16 protein-coding genes are annotated in these 20,279 nt (G+C 36.6%); 5 read left to right on the forward strand and 11 right to left on the reverse strand.

Features of this window, described 5'->3' with window-relative positions; all coding sequences use genetic code 11:
* Positions 1–84 precede the first annotated feature (84 nt).
* From I5677_RS05785 to I5677_RS05805, 5 genes are all read right to left on the reverse strand, one after another.
* Positions 85–1,182, reverse strand: a complete 1,098-nt coding sequence (locus I5677_RS05785) for a hypothetical protein (protein WP_197660632.1) — start codon at positions 1,180–1,182, stop codon at positions 85–87.
* A 219-nt stretch (positions 1,183–1,401) separates the two neighbouring features.
* Complete coding sequence (locus I5677_RS05790; protein WP_243456507.1) at positions 1,402–2,289, reverse strand: UbiA family prenyltransferase; 888 nt, start codon at positions 2,287–2,289, stop codon at positions 1,402–1,404.
* A gap of 65 nt (positions 2,290–2,354) precedes the next feature.
* Positions 2,355–3,335: a polyprenyl synthetase family protein gene (locus tag I5677_RS05795; protein ID WP_197660634.1), complete on the reverse strand. Its 981-nt coding sequence runs from the start codon at positions 3,333–3,335 to the stop codon at positions 2,355–2,357.
* Complete coding sequence (locus I5677_RS05800) at positions 3,328–5,490, reverse strand: NAD(P)/FAD-dependent oxidoreductase (protein WP_197660635.1); 2,163 nt, start codon at positions 5,488–5,490, stop codon at positions 3,328–3,330. Before I5677_RS05800 ends, I5677_RS05795 begins: the two co-directional genes overlap by 8 nt.
* A 448-nt stretch (positions 5,491–5,938) precedes the next feature.
* Positions 5,939–7,141, reverse strand: a complete 1,203-nt coding sequence (locus I5677_RS05805) for an alpha/beta hydrolase (protein ID WP_197660636.1) — start codon at positions 7,139–7,141, stop codon at positions 5,939–5,941.
* Positions 7,142–7,314: 173 nt separating this feature from the next.
* On the opposite strand from I5677_RS05805, the gene I5677_RS05810 reads away from it, so the two are divergent.
* A complete protein-coding gene (locus I5677_RS05810) occupies positions 7,315–8,301 on the forward strand; it encodes a helix-turn-helix domain-containing protein (RefSeq protein ID WP_197660637.1) in 987 nt (328 codons plus the stop codon).
* Positions 8,302–8,519: 218 nt separating this feature from the next.
* Here the strand turns inward: I5677_RS05810 and I5677_RS05815 are convergent, their stop codons facing one another.
* The 3 genes from I5677_RS05815 to I5677_RS05825 all read right to left on the reverse strand — a co-directional run bounded on the left by I5677_RS05815 (position 8,520) and on the right by I5677_RS05825 (position 11,302).
* Positions 8,520–9,983 (reverse strand): MATE family efflux transporter, encoded by a 1,464-nt coding sequence (locus I5677_RS05815; protein ID WP_197660638.1) that lies wholly within the window; start codon positions 9,981–9,983, stop codon positions 8,520–8,522.
* Between the two features lie 69 nt (positions 9,984–10,052).
* Positions 10,053–10,745, reverse strand: a complete 693-nt coding sequence (locus I5677_RS05820) for an NAD(P)H-dependent oxidoreductase (RefSeq protein ID WP_197660639.1) — start codon at positions 10,743–10,745, stop codon at positions 10,053–10,055.
* Entirely contained in the window at positions 10,742–11,302 is a 561-nt protein-coding gene (locus I5677_RS05825) for an NAD(P)H-dependent oxidoreductase (protein ID WP_197660640.1), read from the reverse strand. Before I5677_RS05825 ends, I5677_RS05820 begins: the two co-directional genes overlap by 4 nt.
* A gap of 137 nt (positions 11,303–11,439) precedes the next feature.
* On the opposite strand from I5677_RS05825, the gene I5677_RS05830 reads away from it, so the two are divergent.
* Both I5677_RS05830 and I5677_RS05835 read left to right on the forward strand, forming a co-directional pair.
* Positions 11,440–12,048 (forward strand): TetR/AcrR family transcriptional regulator, encoded by a 609-nt coding sequence (locus I5677_RS05830; RefSeq protein ID WP_197660641.1) that lies wholly within the window; start codon positions 11,440–11,442, stop codon positions 12,046–12,048.
* Positions 12,049–12,174: 126 nt separating this feature from the next.
* Positions 12,175–13,461 carry a L,D-transpeptidase family protein gene (locus tag I5677_RS05835; RefSeq protein WP_197660642.1) on the forward strand — a complete coding sequence of 429 codons (1,287 nt, stop codon included), beginning with the start codon at positions 12,175–12,177 and terminating at the stop codon, positions 13,459–13,461.
* A gap of 113 nt (positions 13,462–13,574) precedes the next feature.
* On the opposite strand, the gene I5677_RS05840 is transcribed toward I5677_RS05835, so the two are convergent.
* The 3 genes from I5677_RS05840 to I5677_RS05850 form a co-directional block, all read right to left on the reverse strand.
* Positions 13,575–16,793 carry an SbcC/MukB-like Walker B domain-containing protein gene (locus tag I5677_RS05840; protein WP_197660643.1) on the reverse strand — a complete coding sequence of 1,073 codons (3,219 nt, stop codon included), beginning with the start codon at positions 16,791–16,793 and terminating at the stop codon, positions 13,575–13,577.
* The gene (locus tag I5677_RS05845) at positions 16,790–17,935 is read right to left on the reverse strand and encodes an exonuclease SbcCD subunit D (RefSeq protein ID WP_197660644.1); all 1,146 of its coding nucleotides are present in this window, start codon (positions 17,933–17,935) and stop codon (positions 16,790–16,792) included. The genes I5677_RS05840 and I5677_RS05845 overlap by 4 nt, the downstream gene beginning before the upstream one ends.
* Before the next feature lie 382 nt (positions 17,936–18,317).
* Positions 18,318–18,845, reverse strand: a complete 528-nt coding sequence (locus I5677_RS05850) for a hypothetical protein (protein WP_197660645.1) — start codon at positions 18,843–18,845, stop codon at positions 18,318–18,320.
* A 363-nt stretch (positions 18,846–19,208) separates the two neighbouring features.
* Here I5677_RS05850 and I5677_RS05855 point away from each other — a divergent pair, with 363 nt between their 5' ends.
* Positions 19,209–19,568, forward strand: coding sequence for a CidA/LrgA family protein (locus I5677_RS05855; RefSeq protein ID WP_197660646.1), 360 nt, complete (start codon positions 19,209–19,211; stop codon positions 19,566–19,568).
* Complete coding sequence (locus I5677_RS05860; protein ID WP_197660647.1) at positions 19,565–20,257, forward strand: LrgB family protein; 693 nt, start codon at positions 19,565–19,567, stop codon at positions 20,255–20,257. The genes I5677_RS05855 and I5677_RS05860 overlap by 4 nt, the downstream gene beginning before the upstream one ends.
* Positions 20,258–20,279: the final 22 nt, after the last annotated feature.

Raw genomic sequence — 20,279 nt, forward strand, 5'->3', positions numbered from 1 at the left:
AATTCTATATTGCAGGGAGTTATCCCATGGAAGTTAAAATAATAGTGTTTACAACTGCCCCAATGTAATACTGATAATTACAATTTATTTTACTGCATTTGCAGCAGCTTTTTCAATCGTTGAAATAAAGGAACTAATTGTTACAGAAACAGAAGATGCTAATTCTGCATCGCTAGGTTTACCATCAGTCACAGCAATACCCTTAACTTCTTCTACTGTTTTACCGGTTACGTAAGTAGCAAATGCATTTGCCTGCTCATACCACTCTTTACCGATAGCTGAGTTTTTAAGCATACCATAAGCTTCTTTTAATTCCTGCTTGGTCTGAGGTGCTACAGTTAAATCAGTAGTAACCACTCCGGCTGCAGAGAAATTTACATTACCCTGAGAAGAATCAATAACTGCACTTGTGATTTTACCGCTAGCATCAGTTGTTAAAGCTGTGTAAGTGGAATATGCCTGAGCTAAACCGTCAGCTTCCGCTGTTGCATCTTTGGATTTTTTAATGTTAGTTTCAATTGCAAGGCCTAATTTATCGCCAGCTTTTGCACCTAAATCCTGTGCATTCGCAACTGCTTTTTCAATTGCTGCAATATAAGTATCAACACCCATAGTAACAGAAGCAACCAAATCAGCATCAGTTACAACGCCTTCTTCATCTAAAGCGATACCAGTAACTTCTTCTACCGTTTTACCAACTACATAAGCTGCGAAAGCATCTGCCTGCTCATTCCACTCTTTACCAATGGAAGAAGCTTTTCTCATACCATACTCATCGCCAAGTTCCTGCTTAGATTTGTATGTAGTGTTAACATCAGTTACTAATTTACCTTCTGCAGAAAAGTTAACCTTAGTCTGTGCTGTATCGATATCAACGTCTAAAATCTTACCGTCTGCTCCAACTAATACTGCTACTACAGTAGAATCAATCTGAGCTAGACCGTCTTTTTCACCAGCATCTTTTGATTTTCCAAGAGATGTAATAACTGCAAGACCGGTTTTTGCAGCTTCATCCGTTGCTGCAGGTGCATCTGTTTCATCAGCCGCAGGTGTATCTGTATCTTCAGCTGCAGGTGCTGTTGTAGGTGTGTTTGTTGTTGCATCTTCTTCTTTCTTGCCGCATGCTGCGAACAAGGACATTACAAGAGTAATACTTACTAAAAGCGTGAGGATTTTTTTCATAATTCATGTCTCCCTTTTCTGTGATTTTATTTTTGTTTTTTATTTATTTATTTCAACCTGCTTAAGAGCAGGAAAATAAAACGAGTTTGATCGGATGGTTCTACTCATCCCTAGTAATTCTATGGTTTTAATATGATTTTAAAATAAAATAATTCATTCACAATTAATTTTAGCCTTAATTTATCGTTAAATATATGACAATTTAAAGCAACAAAAATCTTAAATGATAGCGCTGATAAATATAAGTACGCTATTAACAACCATAATGATAATGAAGTTTTTTATTGCTGAAAGAAACGTTGTTGCCTTTTCCTGTTTTTTAAACAATGCATTTATATTCTTTTGAACAAGGAATATCGTTAAGAAGAATATTAAGCTAATTGGTGAAAGAATTTTTAATATTACCATCGCTATAACCGCTGCATAGGTTATATAATATAGCCCTGCAAACAGGTAAAGTGATCTTTTTACTCCAATATAATAAGGTAAGGTATGTCTTTTTACAGCAATGTCTTTATCCAAATCACATATATTATTTGCTAACATAATATTCGCCGTTACACTAAACGGTATAATCGAAAAAAGAAGTAATGTTGCAAAAGGCTTTAACATAATATCGAAAGATATCATATCCCAATTATAATTCAATGTCAAGAAGGTTCCTTTTGGCATATTAATATACATTAGTATAAATGGAATTAACAACCCATAAAACATTCCTGACATAACCTCTCCCAAAGGCTGCCTGGAGATTGGAACCGGACCATATGTGTAAAACACCCCGGCAAAAAAGCAGATAGCACCAACAATCAATATTACAATATCCGTAAGATAAGCCAGATATAGTCCCAGTCCGGCGCTTACGACAAATAAAATATAGATTATCACAAGTGCTGTTTTTCTATTAAATTGTAAGGTCTGATGGTTATTTTTCGTGTCAATATAGTTATTAATCGCTGTTGTTGTTAAATCAAACACAAACATTGCTGCAAAAAATATCAGGGTCAATTTCCAATCTATCGTGTAATTCTTATAAAGAAGATACGCAATTGTCAACAAAAAAGTTAATGTACTGGTTATCTTCGTCATAATTTCAACATAGCTCAAAAATCTTTTTAACACACTACTCACCAATTCCAATCTTAGGCTTTTTATTTATATAATAATTTAATTCAGGATAGTCGGGATGCCTTATTAAGCAATAAAGTCAATCTTTCCTTTTTACTATCCGATAAATCTAATCTGTCAATCACACCCATGGATTTATTGTAATATTTCTTTACAACCATACGGGTAAACTCCAGTCCTCCGGTTTTTTCAACTGCATCATTAATTTCGGATCTGGTTATTCCTTTGTCCAGAGCTTTTGCTTTTAAATCACCCATTTTTTGCAATGCATTAATTAAGGGTAACGTAATCACTCCATGTTCGTAGTCCGATTGGACCGGCTTATTCGCCGTTTCAACGGTATTTTCAAAATCAATACAATCATCTGTCAGTTGAAAAATCATACCGATGTAAAAACCTAATTGCTTATAGCGATTCCTCTCTGCCTCTGTTGCTTTGGAGAAAATTGCTCCGGCAAGGAAAGAAGCTTCAAAAAGGGCCGCCGTTTTACCTGATATTATTTTCAGATACTGGTATATGGACAAATTAACATTAGAGCTGTTTATATGTTGATTTAATTCACCTAAGCATACCCTTCCAACATAATCATGAATTTCAAGGTCTAAGTACTCCTTCTTATTCGATATAGAAGCAACCATCCGTAGTGATACACTCAAAAGATAATCACCACAGATTACAGCTGTTCTCTTGCCATACTTTTTTTGTAAGGTGGCTTGTCCCCTTCTAAGGTCAGCATCATCTATTATATCATCATGTACCAAAGTTGCAAGATGTAAAATTTCAATCGCTGCGGCAATTTTTACCGCATTGGGATGAACCATACCATCTTTATCTTCGGCACACATGATTACGGAATACGCCCGAATGAACTTACCCTTAGATAGTGCCAGGTGTTTCGTAAACTCACGAATGATGAGCGGTGATTTGTTTAAAGTCTTATCTACCGTGAGCTTCACCTGCCTGATGGCCTCATCAATCGTGATCATTTCAGTATTCAAATCTTGTTTCGAATTATTATTAATCATTATAAATATACAACTTTCTCACAAATGGTAGTTTCTTCCATGCTTTTTTCAATTTTGGCATAGCGTAATAATCTAGTCCTAATGTTCTACCTGCTCCAATTAATACAGCGATTCCGGCAAAGATCATCCAGAAGGTTCCCAGATATAAACCGGTTGTAGCCACAAACATAAATTGTAATACCAGTGACAATGCTGCTGCCGGTGTTGTAAATAATCCACCAATCAGGGCAAGACCGATTAAAATCTCTGCAAATACGATAAAGATCTGCATGGAAATCTGTATTCCATCATACGGTAAAATTGCATTCTTTATAAACCAATTCATAACTGGAATATCTAACTTAAATGCATAGTCCATCAATGTGGAATGAGCGACTTCTTTACCTGTAACGAAGATTACTTTAAATAATCCTAAAAAGTTGAAGTTTATAAGAACTTCACCGATTTTATCAATTACATCTCCGGCTCCACCGGTTACAACATCCGTAGCTGCTGATACCGCATCTGCTGCTGCCGCGGTTGCTGCTGCTACTGCATCTGCTGCAGGTGCCGCTGCTTCTACTGCTCCTGTTGCCGCTGCTACTGCATCTGTTGCCGCTGCTACTGCATCTGCTGCAGGTGCTGCTGCTTCTACTGCTCCTGATGCTGCACTCACCGCTTCCGCTGCTCCTGTTGCTGCAGAGGCTGCATCCGTAGTTCCTGATGTGCTAGCAACGCCAAGAATCTTATCATACCAAGCATTGGCACCGCCAAAGAAACCGGTTAATTTCGGATCCTTAAGCCAACCTTCAAATACCTTAATAACACCTTCAAACAACCAAACTGCACCAAGCCATACCCTTATAGCAACTAATAAAAAGCTGGGTGTCTTATTGGAAAAATGTCCTCCGACAAAACTTCTGTTATTTCTGATCGTAAAGAATTCATGTTTCGCATAACTGAATACTTTATTCCATCCAAGTACCTGTATAAAATAAATTATGTTAATAAAATGTTTTGCAAACATAGCCAAGAAGGATGGCAAGCTAAACATATGATTGGGTAAACCAACATGGGCAACACCATAACGTCCCCCGATACATACCATAACTCCGTGGAAAGATGGTTTATATACTTCCATTTTACCCTTACCTAAAACTTCCGATACAATATTATGAGCAATCACATCAGCACATTGTTCACAGTTTTCAACCATCTGAGGAACCGGTCTTTCTTCCCCTTCCGGAATATAGAACATATTATCACCTGCGATATATACGCTTTCATCTTTTGTGGAACGAAGATAAGAATCCACCTGCACACGGCCACCGCGGGTTAGCTCAAGATTTTTACCGGTCTCCTGGGTAATATCTGCACTTTGAATACCGGCAGCCCAGATTACGGTTCCTGCTTGATAACGAGTTACTTTATCGTTCTTCTTCAGCTCGATAAAATCACTTCCAATGGCGGATACTGCTGAGCTAAGCATAAGCTTAATACCCATCTTTTCCATCCGTCTTGTAACCTTAGCAGAAAGCTTCTCCGGTAAATTCGGAATCGGTCTGTCTAAAAAGTCTATATCAAATAATGAAACTTCACTTCTGTCAATACCATGCTTTTCGCAAAGTATTGGTACATACTCAGCTAACTCACCGATCATTTCTACACCGGTAAAACCTGCCCCTACCACATAGAAGGAAAGTAATCTCTTTCTTTCTTCTGCATCCGGTTCGCAAGCAGCAACTCTAAAGGTATTATGGATATGTTCTCTTAAATTAACAGCATCCTCATAGGACCATAATTTCCATGAGAATTCCTCTGCTCCGGGAACCCCGTAAAAAGTAGGTTTGGATCCTGCAGATAAAACTAAATAATCATAAGTATAGGACTCATTGGCTCCAACCACAGTTTTACTATCTAAGTCTATAGAAGTAACAGTGTCAAGCTTTACATCTACCCGACGCTTTGCAAAAACTTTTTTCAGGCTGATTTTGATACTGTCCTCATCTACACGGTTTGCAGCCACTTCATGAAGCTCAGTCAGCATAGTATGGAATGGATTTTTATCAATAATGGTTATGCTGATATCTGAATGCTTCTTAAATTTCTTAGCTAATTTTTTTGCTGTCAAAATTCCGGAATATCCGGCACCGACAATCACAATTTTCTTTCCCATATCTTCTCCTTACTAATCTTAATCTTAAGATATTTTCGACATTTCCTCAAATAAATTGTTAAAATTCTAACACTTTATTTCAAGAAATAATGATGGTAACAATAAAAATGCAAATTACCTCAATCCTTATATAGTATAGCATAACAATTCCTATTTGAAAACTGGAAAATAGAAAAATAGTAAAAATGCCTACTAAAAATTCTATAATACTACATTTAACAACATTTCTACCAAAATCATCACTTCATCTCAATAAAATATTATTTCCACTTTGTAAAAACTTATTGATTATATACCAAAACATCAAAAGAAGGAGCTATATCACAAACAGGAGAAGGTTTGTTCTGATATAGCTCCTAAATCTATAGTATTTTTCTATACTATCTAACTCTAGGCGAAGTGTTCCTAAGTTTCTTATTCGTCTAACGTTATTTTATTTTTATCTTTATTATTCTTCGAACTCCAAATTTTCAGTAAAATATGGAACAAAATATGTTCTTATAAAATTACTGGGAATGGTATGACCGGCACTTAACTGTGTCAACGTATGCTCTACACCTTTTTTTGTTAATATTTCAGAGAAGTTTTCACAGCCTTCAGGAATCCATTTATAATAATCAAAGGTTCCATATATCACATGGATTGCCTTTAAGGGTATCTTTTTCTCTAAATAAGCATCTATTTTTTCTTCCAAATTACTAAATCCGGTTTCCCATTTTTCAATAATTGCGTTATCTGCTTCAGTACCATCCATCTTCGGAATGTCACATAGGTTCTCATTATCTTCATTCGGGGCAAAGGTCTGGCCATAGCATTGTTTGAAGGTAGAGTCACCTGTCCAAGAATCCATCGCGATATCCATAGACCCCTCTTTTAATAAACCCGGCGTAACTGAAAGCACGGAAGAAAAGATATCAGGATTTCGCAGTGCGAGATTAATACTTGCGAATCCACCCATGGAATATCCAACAGTTGCTCTGGACTCCGATTTTGGTATAGTTTTATAATTTTCATCAATATATGGAACGATTTCTTTAATAATATAGTCTTCCCACATACCGCTTACTGGAGAGTTCACCCAGAAAGATCCTTGAGATTTATTTTTTCTGCTGCCATCTACTTCAACGACTATAAATTCCTTGTTCTCAGGTAAGGCCATATTCATATCTAAGCTACTTTGATAAGTACTTAAAAAACGCATATGATCCCCAAAGCCATGGAAATAGTATACCACAGGATATCTTTTATCAGACTGATAGTAACTTGGAGGCAGATAGATATTTAGATCCTTCGTTCCATCGCAGGGATCCAATGCTTGTGTGATTGCCTCTGATGTAAACGTGGTTCTAATATAATGCTCTCCTTCTACTACATCTGCATCCTCTTCTTCCCTAACCGCCGAAGTATCGGAAGTCTCTATTGGTTCATCTGCTATGTCTATGGAAGTAGCTTCATCGGGCTCATTCTTAGATCCGGATGTCTCTTCAACATCCGTTTCAGCCTCTGCCCCTGTTGTCCCTTCCTCAGCATTCTGCTCCTCTATTACTGCATTCGTATCATTTTTATTGGTTTCTACATCATCTTTCTTACAGGCACCAAAGCTAAAAATCATGATAAGGCAACCTATTATAATGAAATATTTCTTATTCATATAGTCCTCCTTTTTTTGTTTTACAACAATACACACGGTATTATATAATAGACACAAAAGAAAAAATTAACATTTCGTGCTATATGAGCAGAAAAACACCTTGAAAATTATAGCAAAAACAGTAAAAAATCTATAACGAAACAATCGATCGAATTACAATCTGTGTTCCAAAAATGAGATTAAAAGAGTTCACTACGGATTATTTTATTTATTCAAGTTTTGTTCATATTGAAAAACAAATGGAGGCTAGGGTTATGAATTCCAACCAGATATCCAAATTAGAATATACCATTGAGACAATTGAAAAGCACATGGATCAACCGCTTAATTTGAATGATTTGTCAAAAAAAGTTGGTCTCTCCAAGTTTCATTTGCAAAGACTATTTAAGGCTCTTGTAGACAAGTCCCTAATGGCATATATCAGAGGAAGAAGATTAAGCAACAGTCTTCATGATTTATTACATACCAATATGAACATTCTTGATATTGCTGTAAAATATCAATTTGATTATGAACAATCCTTTATTAGAGCATTCCAAAATCGATTTCACATAACACCGGCAAAATACCGAAAACTGCGACACGAGTTACCAATTGAACAAAAGATAGACATAACAACCTTAACCGGTATAGAACAAGGGTTTATAATACAACCCCGCATGGTTATCAAGCCCGGCTTTTATATTCAAGGTATTATGGATGAGATCTTTCACGAACAAAATATGATTGAGTTAACAACGAATCGACTAGCTATGTTGTTTCATAAAGAGTATTTGCCGATTGTCCCAAATAAAGTTCATGAGCATGTCTATCTGGCTATCGTTGAATACCGCCCCGTATCTACCATAAGTAATGATTATATTCCATGTGTGGAAACCTCAATAATCAACACAGTAAATCCTCCTTTTGTTACTAGAACGATACCTTCTCAGGAATATGCCGTATTTCGTTATGTAGGCTTTCATTCACCCTATGAATTAACCTATAAAACCATGAAAGAATTCTATGATTATACAGACTACTGGGTCATGTCAACAAAGCTAAAACAAGCCCAAAATTATCATTTTGAAAGAATGGATCTATCCATATGCAGAGAGGATTACTGTGAGATGGATATCTATATACCAATAAGAACTGAGAATGACACAACATATCTATAGAAAACGTAAAAATAGGGCTGTTGTAGAATGGAGTTTCGGGAGTATACTTGCCGTAATACACTGTTTGACGGACACATCGTTGATATGTCTGCCAATTCAGCGATCAAATATGTTCGATTATGGCAGACATAATTGATGGTGTGTCCGTCAAACGTGTGTGAGGTAAGTCATACTCCCAAAATACCCATTCTACAACAGCCCTTCGGTTTCTTATCTTTTTAGATGGCAACTTTCTCTTCTGCTTCCAAAATCCCATCCTCTTTTTCATTCTTATGAAAATGTATGATTTTCCTTCTCCAACGTCCAGAAAAATAAAACCATAGATTTAATATGATAGAACTGGTAGTAGCTAGAGGTATGGCTAAGCCGATACCATAAAGACCAAAACCAAAGAAATCTCCAAGTAAATAGGCCATTGGCGCTCTTACAATAATACCTGCTAATATATTACTGAATAAGGAATAGGTCGTATGTCCCGCTCCGATAAACAAGCCGTTCAAACTAAAGGCAATTGGCACCAACAGATAGTCGATACTGAAGGCATCCAGATATGGAAGCCCTGCTTGGATTAATTCTTCCTCGTTACCAAAAATACTGATAATCTGCGCAGGAAACATTCTTGTTAGAACGAAAATAATGTAAGAGATGATACCTGACATTATCATACCGGTGATAAATGTTTTCTTTGCCCTGTCTTCCCTGTTGGCTCCAAGATTCTGCGCACACATAGTAGAAATCGCTGCATTCATTGCAATTGCAGGCAGAATGGCAAACCCATTGTATTTATTAATTGCTCCTACTGCAGCTGATGCCGTAACGCTAATGGAATTCACCAAAGTTGTCATAACCAAAAACGAAAAGTTAGATATCAGGTATTGAAACGAAATTGGTATCCCAAGCTTAAGTATCATTGCCAGCTGTGTCCTATCAATACGATAAGACTTTATATGAAAGTCAAATACAAACTTTCTCTTAATCAAATATAAAGCACATAAAAGCATGCTGATGCCTTGAGAAAATACAGTAGCAATCCCGGCTCCCGTTGCCCCCATAGAAAATATTCCAACCAGTATTAAATCCAATACCACATTTGTCGCACATGCAATTGAGATAAAGTATAAAGGACTTCGGCTGTCTCCCATACCTCTCATGATTGCACTTAAAGCATTGTAGCCAAATATAAATAACGTCCCAAAGGAAGTAACCGTCAGGTATCTTCCGGCTTCAGGAAAGGATTCTCCCGGGGTTTTAATTAATCTCAAGATTGGGCCATACAGCATCAACATTGTTACCGTCATCACAACAGCTAATATCATTAAGGAAGTTAATAGAGTTCCTATCACCTTCTTAAGTTTTTCAGTCTTTTGTGCTCCAACCGATTGTGCAATCAAGACGGTTGCGCCCGCACTTAAACCCACTGCCAGATTGGTCATCAGCATCGTAACCTGGCCTCCGATATTCACTCCTGACATACTGACCGTACCACTGAATTGTCCGACAATAATCATATCGGCTACACTGTATAAAGTCTGTATCATATTAGATATGATGAAGGGAAGGGCAAAGAGAAACAACTGTTTTACTACATTGCCCTGGGATAAATTATTCTGTTTATATTCTGTCTTTTCCACTGTATTATCCTTATACTTTCTATGTATTATAAAATGTTCACGCAATATCATAGCACATAATGCCCCAGATTACTATAACAAATAATACTAAGTTAACATAAGAAAATGCAATGCGATATATTATTTTAAATACGGCCTTCTATATAAATCCCTTTTCTTTAACCCATTTTTCTTAGCAGCGCTAATCCACTCTCTGTCTGCGGCAAAAAGATAAAGTTTTCTGGGGAAATTTGGCTTGATAAATCGATTTTCCATTGGTGACAGTTCCATCTTTATTATCATCTCAGACATTTGATCAAAAGCATTATATAATTCTGCTTTCGTCTTTTTCATAAAAGGTGCATCAATCGTTCCAAGAAACATACCCCCTCCTCCAATCATTACACCAAATCCAAACAATGCACCTATCTGTCTGCTAAAGCTTTTGATTACACGAACCGCTTCCTCGTTAATATCAGGTTCTGGAAAACCGCAATTCACCACAGCAAAGATCTTTTGCTCCTTTTCTATCGTAAGGTTCTGTTTCATTAGGAACTGCTGATAATCCTGTAAAAATCTCATAAGAATCCCCGGAAGACAGAAGATATATAACGGAAAGGTAAAGATAATAGCATCTGCCTGACTCATTTCCAAATAATCTTCTTGCGTTTTTCCTAACGTGATACTGTCCCTTACATTTATTCTGCCAACATCAATACCGGCTTCCTTCATACTGTTTTCCTGTAAATTAACAAATAATTCCGAAACGCTTTGATTACTCTTTATCTTAGGACTCCCATTTACCAAAATGACTCTTCTACTTACGATACTCACAGCTCATCACCCACTCTCATCATATCAATGTTATTTAAACTTTCTAATAGTTTAGCTTGTGAATTCTTATATACAATCACATCCATAGATCTACGATGTTTTTTTACAATATCAACAACAAGTTCGGCATCCTCATCCTTTATATCCTCTGCATATGCTATGACAATCTGTCTTGGATATGATTTGTACCGAGAGGGATGCATGGTGGAACCATCCGGTCTGGTTATGAAGAAAGGAAGTACATTAGGCAACCAGCGGTCCAGAGCATTTTTTATATTAGCACTGAATTGACCGAATACTAATGGACTTAAACAAATCACAACATCACTGTTAATAAACTTATGATTGATCTGTGACATCGTATCATCAATGACACATTCTCCGGGTTTTTTTACCCAACATCCAAAACAACCCATACAAAAGGCGAGATCTTCCTTCCCTATCTTTATTTCATCTAATTCAAACTTCTTTTGTTCGAAATAATCTTTGATTGTATTATGTAGTTGTTCATAAATATCTGTCTGATACTCCTTATCAATTAATATTAATGCCTTCATAGCATATCCCCCCTTTTTTAATGTTAACACTGTCAACTTCAATATAGCACCCAATGTTTACTTTGTCAACATTAAATGTTATAATAAAGTAAGATAATTTAGAAATACACCAGATTAATCTTAAGAGGAGAGTTAAAATGCCAAACAAAAGCTATCATCATGGAGATCTAAAAGCTGAACTAATACGGACAGGACTTAAATTATTGGATCAGGAAGGCTATGAAGCATTTTCCTTACGCAAGGTGGCAAAGGCCTGTAATGTCAGTCAAACTGCTCCCTATCGACATTTTAAGAATAAAGATGAACTAATTATTGCAATTGCTATGGAAGCAATGGGTGCCTTTAATGAGTGCCTTCAAAAAGCAGTGGATCAGCACCCTGACAATCCGAAGAAACAATTAACCGAAATGGGTATCGCTTATATACATTTTTTTGTGGAAAACCCGGAATATCTTCGTTTACTATTTTTAAGTGATATGAGATATAAGATGAATGAGTATTTTTGTGCTCATCCTGAGTATTTTCAAAATGATCATCCTTTTCAAACTTTTTTTCAAACAATAGAACGTTATAAGGCAGCAGTCCCTTCATCAAATCAATCATTAGGCAAGGCGGAGTTGATGCTCTTTAGCTGGGGTTTGGTACATGGAATTTCCATTCTGATTGCCAATAAGGAGATTCCTTTGGAAGGAGATTATCTGTCAATGGTCAGAAAGATTGTAGAGAGCGAGAAGTTTTTGGATTAAGAGAATATACTTTGTTTTATTAGAACCGTTTTGATTGTTCTGATATATAAATCAAACCTAATGATATAACATCGTATCATTAATGAGGATGATGCGATAATATAACAACAAATGGGGGTACTTAAGATGAAACAGAATAAGAAGCTGTTAGAAATTATTCTCTCAATCCTATTGTTTTGCATCAGTCTAACCGGCTGTGATAGTAACATTAATGTTATTTCGTCAGATCAGGATACTGTTCATAATAAGAAGCATCTTGATTCTACTGATGCTTACCCGGACCAGGATACTCCGCCGGCAGAAGTTTCATCAGAAACTGAAGAAGATACAGTCAACGCTTTGGAACCGACGGGCAATCCAAATACTGAAATCAATGATGTAACAAATATAGATATAGCCCAAAATAACGAAGACATCAACTTAATACAGAAGACAGAGATAGAATTTGAAGAGACTTCCGAGATTGTTTATGCAACAGCTAATGTGAATATACGAAGCGGATGTACAACTAAGGAAGATAATATCGTAGCTCTTTTAAAGAAAGGGGAATCCTTAAATCGTGTTGGTTTTCATGAAGAGTGGAGTAAAGTTATATATCAGGATAAAACCTATTATATCAGTTCAGACTATCTGTCTTTGGAAAAACCTATGTCGACAGAAGTTGTGATTGATGTTCCTTCCTCTATGTTTCCTGAAACAAGTGAAACCACACAAAGTGTTATTGGCAATGAAAATTCTGCACACGAGGAAGGATCTGATACGGATAATCCCAAGAATGCTTCTGCCGATAGCTCCAGTGAAATCACTTCAAACAATGACTTTGTATCAAAGCTTAACCTAGCTTCTGAAGTTACTCAAATAATCACTGTAATAGGAAACGGCGCTTCCGATTGTACGGTTTATTTCCACAAGAAAGACAAAAACGGCGTTTGGAAAAATGAATTTACAGTGGATGGAGATATCGGCTCTATGGGTATCACCTATGATAAAAGAGAAGGAGATAAGAAAACTCCCGCCGGGTTATATTCCTTTACCCTTGCATTTGGGCTTAAAAAAGATCCCGGAGCTTATCTTCCCTACCGCCAGATAACTGAATATGACTATTGGATAGATGATGTAAACAGCCCATATTACAATACCTGGGTAAACTCACAGGAAATGCCGGGAGAATATATCTCTGAACATCTGATTGAGCATGACCCTTCTTATACGTATGCCTTAAATATCAATTATAATTCAGACTGTACTCCGGGTCTGGGAAGCGCCATGTTTTTACATTGTTATAACGGAAAAGGACGTACTACCGGTTGTATAGCTATTTCTGAAGAATACATGAAACGCTTAATACAGCAGGTGGATGAGCAAACCAGGATATTGATTGTACCGGATTTTGAAGATCTAAAAAAATATTAGCATGGAGAGTCTTAACAAATTCCTAAATTCTTATTACCTATCTCTAATATTTATCATGATCTTTAGATGCGGAAAATACAAACCTATATGTAATTGACAATTAAAAATTATCACTAACTAACTACCTTCAGCCTACTTCCCTCCATGCTCTTCTCGATTAGGATCTTCTTATCAATCCTTTCTTTCAACTCACTTACGTGGGATATAATACCTACTAGCCTATTACCGTTTGTGAGCGCATTCAAGGTTTCAATCGCCTGTTCCAAAGAATCACTATCTAAGGAGCCAAAGCCCTCATCCACGAACATAGCGTCCATCTCAATTCCACCAGCAAAGCTTTGAATTACATCGGACAGGCCAAGCGCCAAGGATAATGCCGCCTTAAATGATTCCCCTCCGGACAGAGATTTGATTGATCTTGCTTTTCCGGTATAATAATCCATAACCTCCAACTCAAGACCGGAAGAACTCCTAAGGTTAGTCGCGTCTTCCTTTCTCATCAAAGCATATTGATGGTTAGACATTGTATAAAAGCGCTTATTGGCTTCCTGTATAACCTTTTCGAAATAAAAGGCCTGCACATATTGCTCAAAAGCAATTTTAGTTTTACCTGCTAATTCCCCGTTTGCTGTTTTCGACAACTCATTGAGGGTCAGATACTCTTGACGAACTTTTTGCTGTTTGTTGTTTTCCTCTTTCACCTTTTTAAGGATATCTTCATTTTTATTTAGACGGCTATAGATTTTATTAATCTGCTCTTCACATTCTTCCTTTTGTCTGTCCAGTTTTTTTTGCTCCTGAGCTAATACTTCCAGATCTTTTAATTCTTGATGATTAATTTCCTTTTTTAGCTGATCAATTCGATTTATCAGAGTTTCTCTACTTTTTTTGTAGGCATCTATGGTATATCTTATCGTATTTAACTGATCTTCAGTCATTAAAACATCATGATAGATAGCTTCTTCAACATTATCTTGATTCGAGAAACCACTGATTCTAAGCTTACTCAGATATTGCTCCTTAGCCTCTTTAAAATCTGTTAACTTATTGTTATGCTTCTTTTCATTATCCTTAAGAACAGCTTCGGTATTCGTAAGTTTCAGCTCACATCGGCGATAAGCCGCTTCTGCAACAGTTAGCTCTTCCTGCATACGATTGTATTCATTTATTATCGCATTCAAATCTTGCTTCGCTTCTTCCTTTGTAGTATATTTTAAATCTTTCTTTAAATTAGAGATTGTATTGATAACTACATTTAAGTCAGTGGCTACTCTTGTTCGTTCTTCCTTGTAATCGAATAGTTTCACTTCCATTTTTTGAAGCTCTTTTACAACTTGTACTAGTCTTTCTGATAACTGCTTTTTCTGGAGGATATCCTTTTGAAGCTTTTCTTGCAACTGAGTCAGTCTATTCTGTTCTTCTTCCATTTCAAGTAACTTTTCTTTTGCTATAAGACGAATTTCATCCTCATAGGCTAGGGTTTCTGCTGCCATATCCCTTGTATCGAATAAGTCTGACATGTTATTATCCAATTCATTGATAATCTCACCTAACAGAATTGTTGCATTCTCCTTAAGGCCTGTCATTAACAGCTTTACCTTCGTATTCTGGTTTTCACATCTGTTGCTTACTGCAAGCATCTCCTGATGTACTTTTTCTTTCTGGATTTTCTCTCTGTTTAGTTCCTCCTTGTCGGGAGCTCCTTCGGTGAGATTCGCTTTCTTTGGATGATCTAAGGATCCGCATACCGGGCAGGGATTGCCCCTTTCCAACGTTAATGCAATAATGCCTGCCTGCTCTCTAAGATACTTTTCTTCCATCTCCTGATAAATAGTATTTCGCTCTTTATAAGCAGCCTCAGACTTAATAAACTCTTTCTGGCATTCTAAAAGGACATCTTTTTCCTTCTTTAAGTTTAAGATGTTCTCTAATAACTTATTTAATTGTCCTATGTTATTCCTATTGTTCTCTAATCGATTTTCACAAATCAAAAGCTCCTTATCTGCATCTAAATACTTTTCCAAAATCTCCTGTTTTGTTAATTGCTCTTTCGTTAAAGCATCCCGATGGCTGGTTTGAAGCTCAATCTGCTTTTCCAACTCTTTTATCCGAAGCTCTAGCTGATTACTTATCTTCTCCTGCTCAGTAATAATATCATACTTCTTAAGTTCTTCTTCCTGTCGAGTTCTTTCTTTTTTTAGTTCATCTATTTTGGGTTTGTTTTCTTCCATGGTCTTAAGATCAATGGAAAGCTGTTTAAATTCCTGCTCCAGCTTTTGTTTTTCCTCTTTTCCATTATGTATATCTGTCTCCAGTTCAGTCAATTCCTTTTTTAGCCTCAGATAGAAATCCTCAGCTGGCTTTACAATATGTAATGCCTTTTCGGCCAGAGCAAACCTTACCTCTTCTTTATTTATCTCCTCTGCTGCTAATTCCACCTTCTGATACTCTTCCTGAGCCTGTCTCAGATCTTCTATCATTTTATTCAGTCGTTTAGCTAGGGTATATTCTACCGCTTTTGCTTCGCTTTTTTCCTTAAGAAGCTTATTTTCCTTGCTTTTTTCCTTGTAGGCATTCCGATCTAACTCTAGGATTATCTCCATTAACTCCATCAACTTGGATACCTGATGGATGTCATTTTGTTTAATGCACTCTTCGATAGCCTCCCTATGTACACTATCTTCACTGCAGGAAATACCGCTTAAAAACTGTAGGATTCTTTTATCCATGTCTTCACACTGATACTTTAATTTAATTGCCATATCCTTTAACTTTCTCTGGATTGAATCATACATCTGTGTATTGAAGACTTTTCGGAATATATTACCCCGTTCATCACTCCCTGCTGTAAGCATCTGCAGAAACTCTCCCTGCGCAATCATGGCAATTTGCTTATATTGTTTCCAGTCAATTCCCAGAAGCTCTGTTACTGCTTGAGTTACAGGTACATATCCCGTAATCACTCTTCCATCCGGCATAGTTAGGCTTGCATTGCTTTTCTGCTCCGTAAACCCATCTCCCCGCTTCTTACTGCGCTTATAACTGGGGTTTCTCCTTATCATATATTCATTATTACGGTGCCTGAAAGTAAGTTCCACATAAGTTTCATCCTCCTCTCCGGCATAATCACTCCGAAAAGAGTCCGGGGTACGATTTTCGCCGCTGGCATTCCCATATAGGGCAAACGAAATAGCATCAAATATAGTTGTTTTACCTGCCCCGGTATCTCCATTGATTAAGAATATTCCACTGGAACCAAGATCAGCAAATGGTACCTCTGTTACTCCATGGAAGGGCCCGAAAGCACTCATTATTAATTTTAACGGTTTCATGATAAGTCACCTTCCATTTCTTCCAGTAAGTTTTGCATTATTTCTTTTTGCTCTACGGACATAGGAACATTGTTCTGCACTTCAAAAAATTCCTCGAATAATTCCATATCATTTTTCTGTTCCAGATCTGTAGCTGCCATTTTTGCATCCACATTCCATAAGGTTTTTCTATTCTCAAAATCCAATCTCATAATATTCGGATAAACACTACGAAGCTTTCCGATTGGGTCATAGATATCCTCTTCGTCCGTTAACGTAGCATGGATATAATCTAAGGTATTAGCCTGACTGTATATCTTTGGATCTGTTAATGCTTCCATCGGCCCCTTTATTTCCCGCATATCCCGTAAGGGAACCAGGGGCAGCTTCTCATAAGTCACCTCAGTCTTTTGGGCGATTGTAACCAGGGTTACAGACTTGATCTGTTGGGCTTCGGAAAAAGAGTATTTTAATGGAGAACCTGCATACCGTATCGTATCCCTTCCAATCCTTTGGGGCCCATGCAGATGTCCTAAAGCAACATAATCAAATGCCTCAAAAACTGATGCATCAATATTATCAAGTCCTCCTATGGATATATTTTCAGAATCACATTGCTCCGGCCTGGTTTCTCCACTGGTAATAAACTGATGTGCTATCAGTATATTTCGTTTGGAGTTATCTATCTCCTCATGGTTTAGGATGGCTTCCACTGCCTCCTGATAAGTTTCCACCTCCGGATAATAGCGTCTCACGATCGCCGGCTTCACAAAAGGCATCAGATAGATATATAACAGTCCGTATTCGTCCGATAGAGTAACTCGATCAAGCTTACCCTGATAGGTTCCTGCTATATGTATCCTGTTTTCTTCCATAATCCTTCCTCCAAAGTCAATCCGTTCCGAGGAATCATGATTACCGCTCACCATAAAGACAGCAAGTCCTTTTTTATGTAACCTGGTCAAAAACCGGTCAAATAATGTAACTGCTTCGACACCGGGGATCCCTTTGTCATAGATGTCTCCGGCAATCAAGATACCCTCCGGCTTATGCTCGTCCACTATATTTAAGATCTGTTCCAGGATATATTCCTGATCCTCAAGCATGGAAAATTCGTTCACTCTTTTCCCAATATGTAAATCCGATGTATGTAAAAACTTCATAATCGTCTCCTATTCTTTATTAAAATAATCTTTTTTCTATTGCATCATTTATAATAGCGTTTACTGCATGTTATTGAGTATTCTACTTAGAGTAATACTTTTTATTACATGATACCAGTAATACTTGAATTATTATTCTATATGTTTTAAGCCAATCTATCACGCTACAAATTATACCATAAAAATGCAGTTATATCCAATCTTTTTCCATGGGTACACAATAACATCTCCATACAAACGATTACCCACATGATTATATTTGTGTAGTAACGCCGAGTGCGGGGGTAAAACCGGCAAATTTCCTTACACATGAATGTATCCTGCCTGGTAAGTTTTTATGATACGAGGATAAAAAAATCGGGTCGGAATGACCCAACCCGATTTACTCACCAATTATATCCTTACAGAATTCACATTCTGCATAAGACCCTTTGATTATTTTATTTTTTCCTCCACAGTTTTTACATTTTACCGTACGATATCTGATTTTCACATCATCAATCAGACTGTTCGTCTTAACATCAAAACATACTGATGAAATATATCTCTTTTGAATCATTTTTATTATATTACTTCTTACAACAGGAACTGGGCACACTAATAATTCGGCTAATTGTTCAATAGAAGCGGAAGGAGTTACCGATAGTAAACGCATGTAATGCTTGCATAGAGTTATCAATCTAACCCGTCGTATTCCATGCATAAGAATAACCAAGGAGCCCCCGGCAAATACGAAATGCACAATTACAGTAATTGCTTCTTCTGTATAAGTTCCCATGATTATACTCCAAATCACATCCAAAAAAGTTAATCCAAAAATAAAAAACGATACTCCTCCTGACACAATCTGAAGTACTCCATAGATAAAGCTTACTATAACTTTATTTTTAATTAAATTATCTTGGAACAAATATATAGTCCTCCGATTTCCTCTAATTTATTGATTATATAATTTCCACCAGATTATACCATATCTTCACTCAAAAAAGAAGATACCTATAATAATTTATATAAAGTAAAGGTATAATCATTATTTTATCTATTAAGAAAATGCTATCGTTAAAATATAAAACTCATTCAAAATCTGAAAATATTGTAAGGACCGCGAAATAGGTTGAATAAATATAAACCTTTTCCTTTATCAAAAATAGACTTATAATAAATACACATACAATGTAAATTGAAAATCTATGACTTATTATCATGATACATCTAAATATAAATCAAATGATGCTATTAGGTTTCTTATAAACAACTTAAGAAAGGACATAACATGAGACTAATAAAACAATTTGGCATAATTCTCGCCGTTACCTTTATTGGAGAGCTTCTACATTATATTATTCCCTTACCGATACCGGCAAGTATCTATGGTTTGGTCCTTATGCTGATTGCTCTAAAATCACGACTAATTCCTCTTCATAAGGTAAAAGACGCAGGAAGCTTTCTATTAGAAATTATGCCTATGATGTTTATTCCTGCTACGGTCGGATTAATGGTTTCCTGGAATTCCCTTCGCAGTATATTGTTTCCTGTCCTGATCATTACCTTTATAACCACAATTGTTGTCATGGCCGTGACCGGATGCATCACTCAACTCATTATTCGACTTGAAAAGAGGAACTCAAAATGAAAGATTTAATCAGCAATTCAATATACTTTGGTTTTCTGATCAGTATCATAGGCTATGAAATCGGGTTATTACTAAAAAAGAAATTCAAGAAGGCTTTTTTTAATCCTCTGTTGGTATCCATTATTTTCATAATCTCGTTTTTATTAATCTTTCAAATCGATTATGAAAGCTATTATAACGGTGCAAAATACTTAAGCTATCTTTTGACACCGGCAACGGTATGCCTATCCATACCCTTGTATCAGCAACTTACCTTATTAAAGAATAATTACAAAGCTATTCTTGGTGGTATTTTTTCCGGGGTATTAACCAGCCTTACCTCTATCCTTATCTTATCCAAAATGTTTGCTCTAACCCAGGAGCAGTATATAACCTTACTACCAAAATCCATTACAACTGCAATTGGAATTGGAGTGTCAGAGGAATTGGGCGGAATCGTTACCCTAACGGTCGCTACCATTATCCTTACCGGGATTTTGGGTAATATACTGGCCGAAACTATATGTAAGATTTTTAGAATTCAAGAACCGGTTGCTAAAGGAGTAGCCATAGGAACCTCTTCTCATGCCATAGGAACCGCAAAGGCAATGGAAATAGGGGAAATTGAAGGAGCCATGAGCAGCCTTGCCATTGCAGTAGCCGGATTAATTACGGTCGTTGCGGCATCCATATATGCTAATTTTATATAACAATATATTATTTTGTTTTACT

The sequence above is a fragment of the Mobilitalea sibirica genome, from assembly GCF_015999265.1.
GTDB classification, from domain to species: domain Bacteria; phylum Bacillota; class Clostridia; order Lachnospirales; family Lachnospiraceae; genus Mobilitalea; species Mobilitalea sibirica.

Coding starts and splice junctions, on each gene's coding strand:
- I5677_RS05785 (WP_197660632.1), bottom strand. CDS start 1,182: ATGAAAAAAATCCTCACGCTTTTAGTAAGTATTACTCTTGTAATGTCC.
- I5677_RS05795 (WP_197660634.1), bottom strand. CDS start 3,335: ATGATTAATAATAATTCGAAACAAGATTTGAATACTGAAATGATCACG.
- I5677_RS05800 (WP_197660635.1), bottom strand. CDS start 5,490: ATGGGAAAGAAAATTGTGATTGTCGGTGCCGGATATTCCGGAATTTTG.
- I5677_RS05805 (WP_197660636.1), bottom strand. CDS start 7,141: ATGAATAAGAAATATTTCATTATAATAGGTTGCCTTATCATGATTTTT.
- I5677_RS05810 (WP_197660637.1), top strand. CDS start 7,315: ATGAGATTAAAAGAGTTCACTACGGATTATTTTATTTATTCAAGTTTT.
- I5677_RS05815 (WP_197660638.1), bottom strand. CDS start 9,983: ATGATATTGCGTGAACATTTTATAATACATAGAAAGTATAAGGATAAT.
- I5677_RS05825 (WP_197660640.1), bottom strand. CDS start 11,302: ATGAAGGCATTAATATTAATTGATAAGGAGTATCAGACAGATATTTAT.
- I5677_RS05830 (WP_197660641.1), top strand. CDS start 11,440: ATGCCAAACAAAAGCTATCATCATGGAGATCTAAAAGCTGAACTAATA.
- I5677_RS05835 (WP_197660642.1), top strand. CDS start 12,175: ATGAAACAGAATAAGAAGCTGTTAGAAATTATTCTCTCAATCCTATTG.
- I5677_RS05840 (WP_197660643.1), bottom strand. CDS start 16,793: ATGAAACCGTTAAAATTAATAATGAGTGCTTTCGGGCCCTTCCATGGA.
- I5677_RS05845 (WP_197660644.1), bottom strand. CDS start 17,935: ATGAAGTTTTTACATACATCGGATTTACATATTGGGAAAAGAGTGAAC.
- I5677_RS05855 (WP_197660646.1), top strand. CDS start 19,209: ATGAGACTAATAAAACAATTTGGCATAATTCTCGCCGTTACCTTTATT.
- I5677_RS05860 (WP_197660647.1), top strand. CDS start 19,565: ATGAAAGATTTAATCAGCAATTCAATATACTTTGGTTTTCTGATCAGT.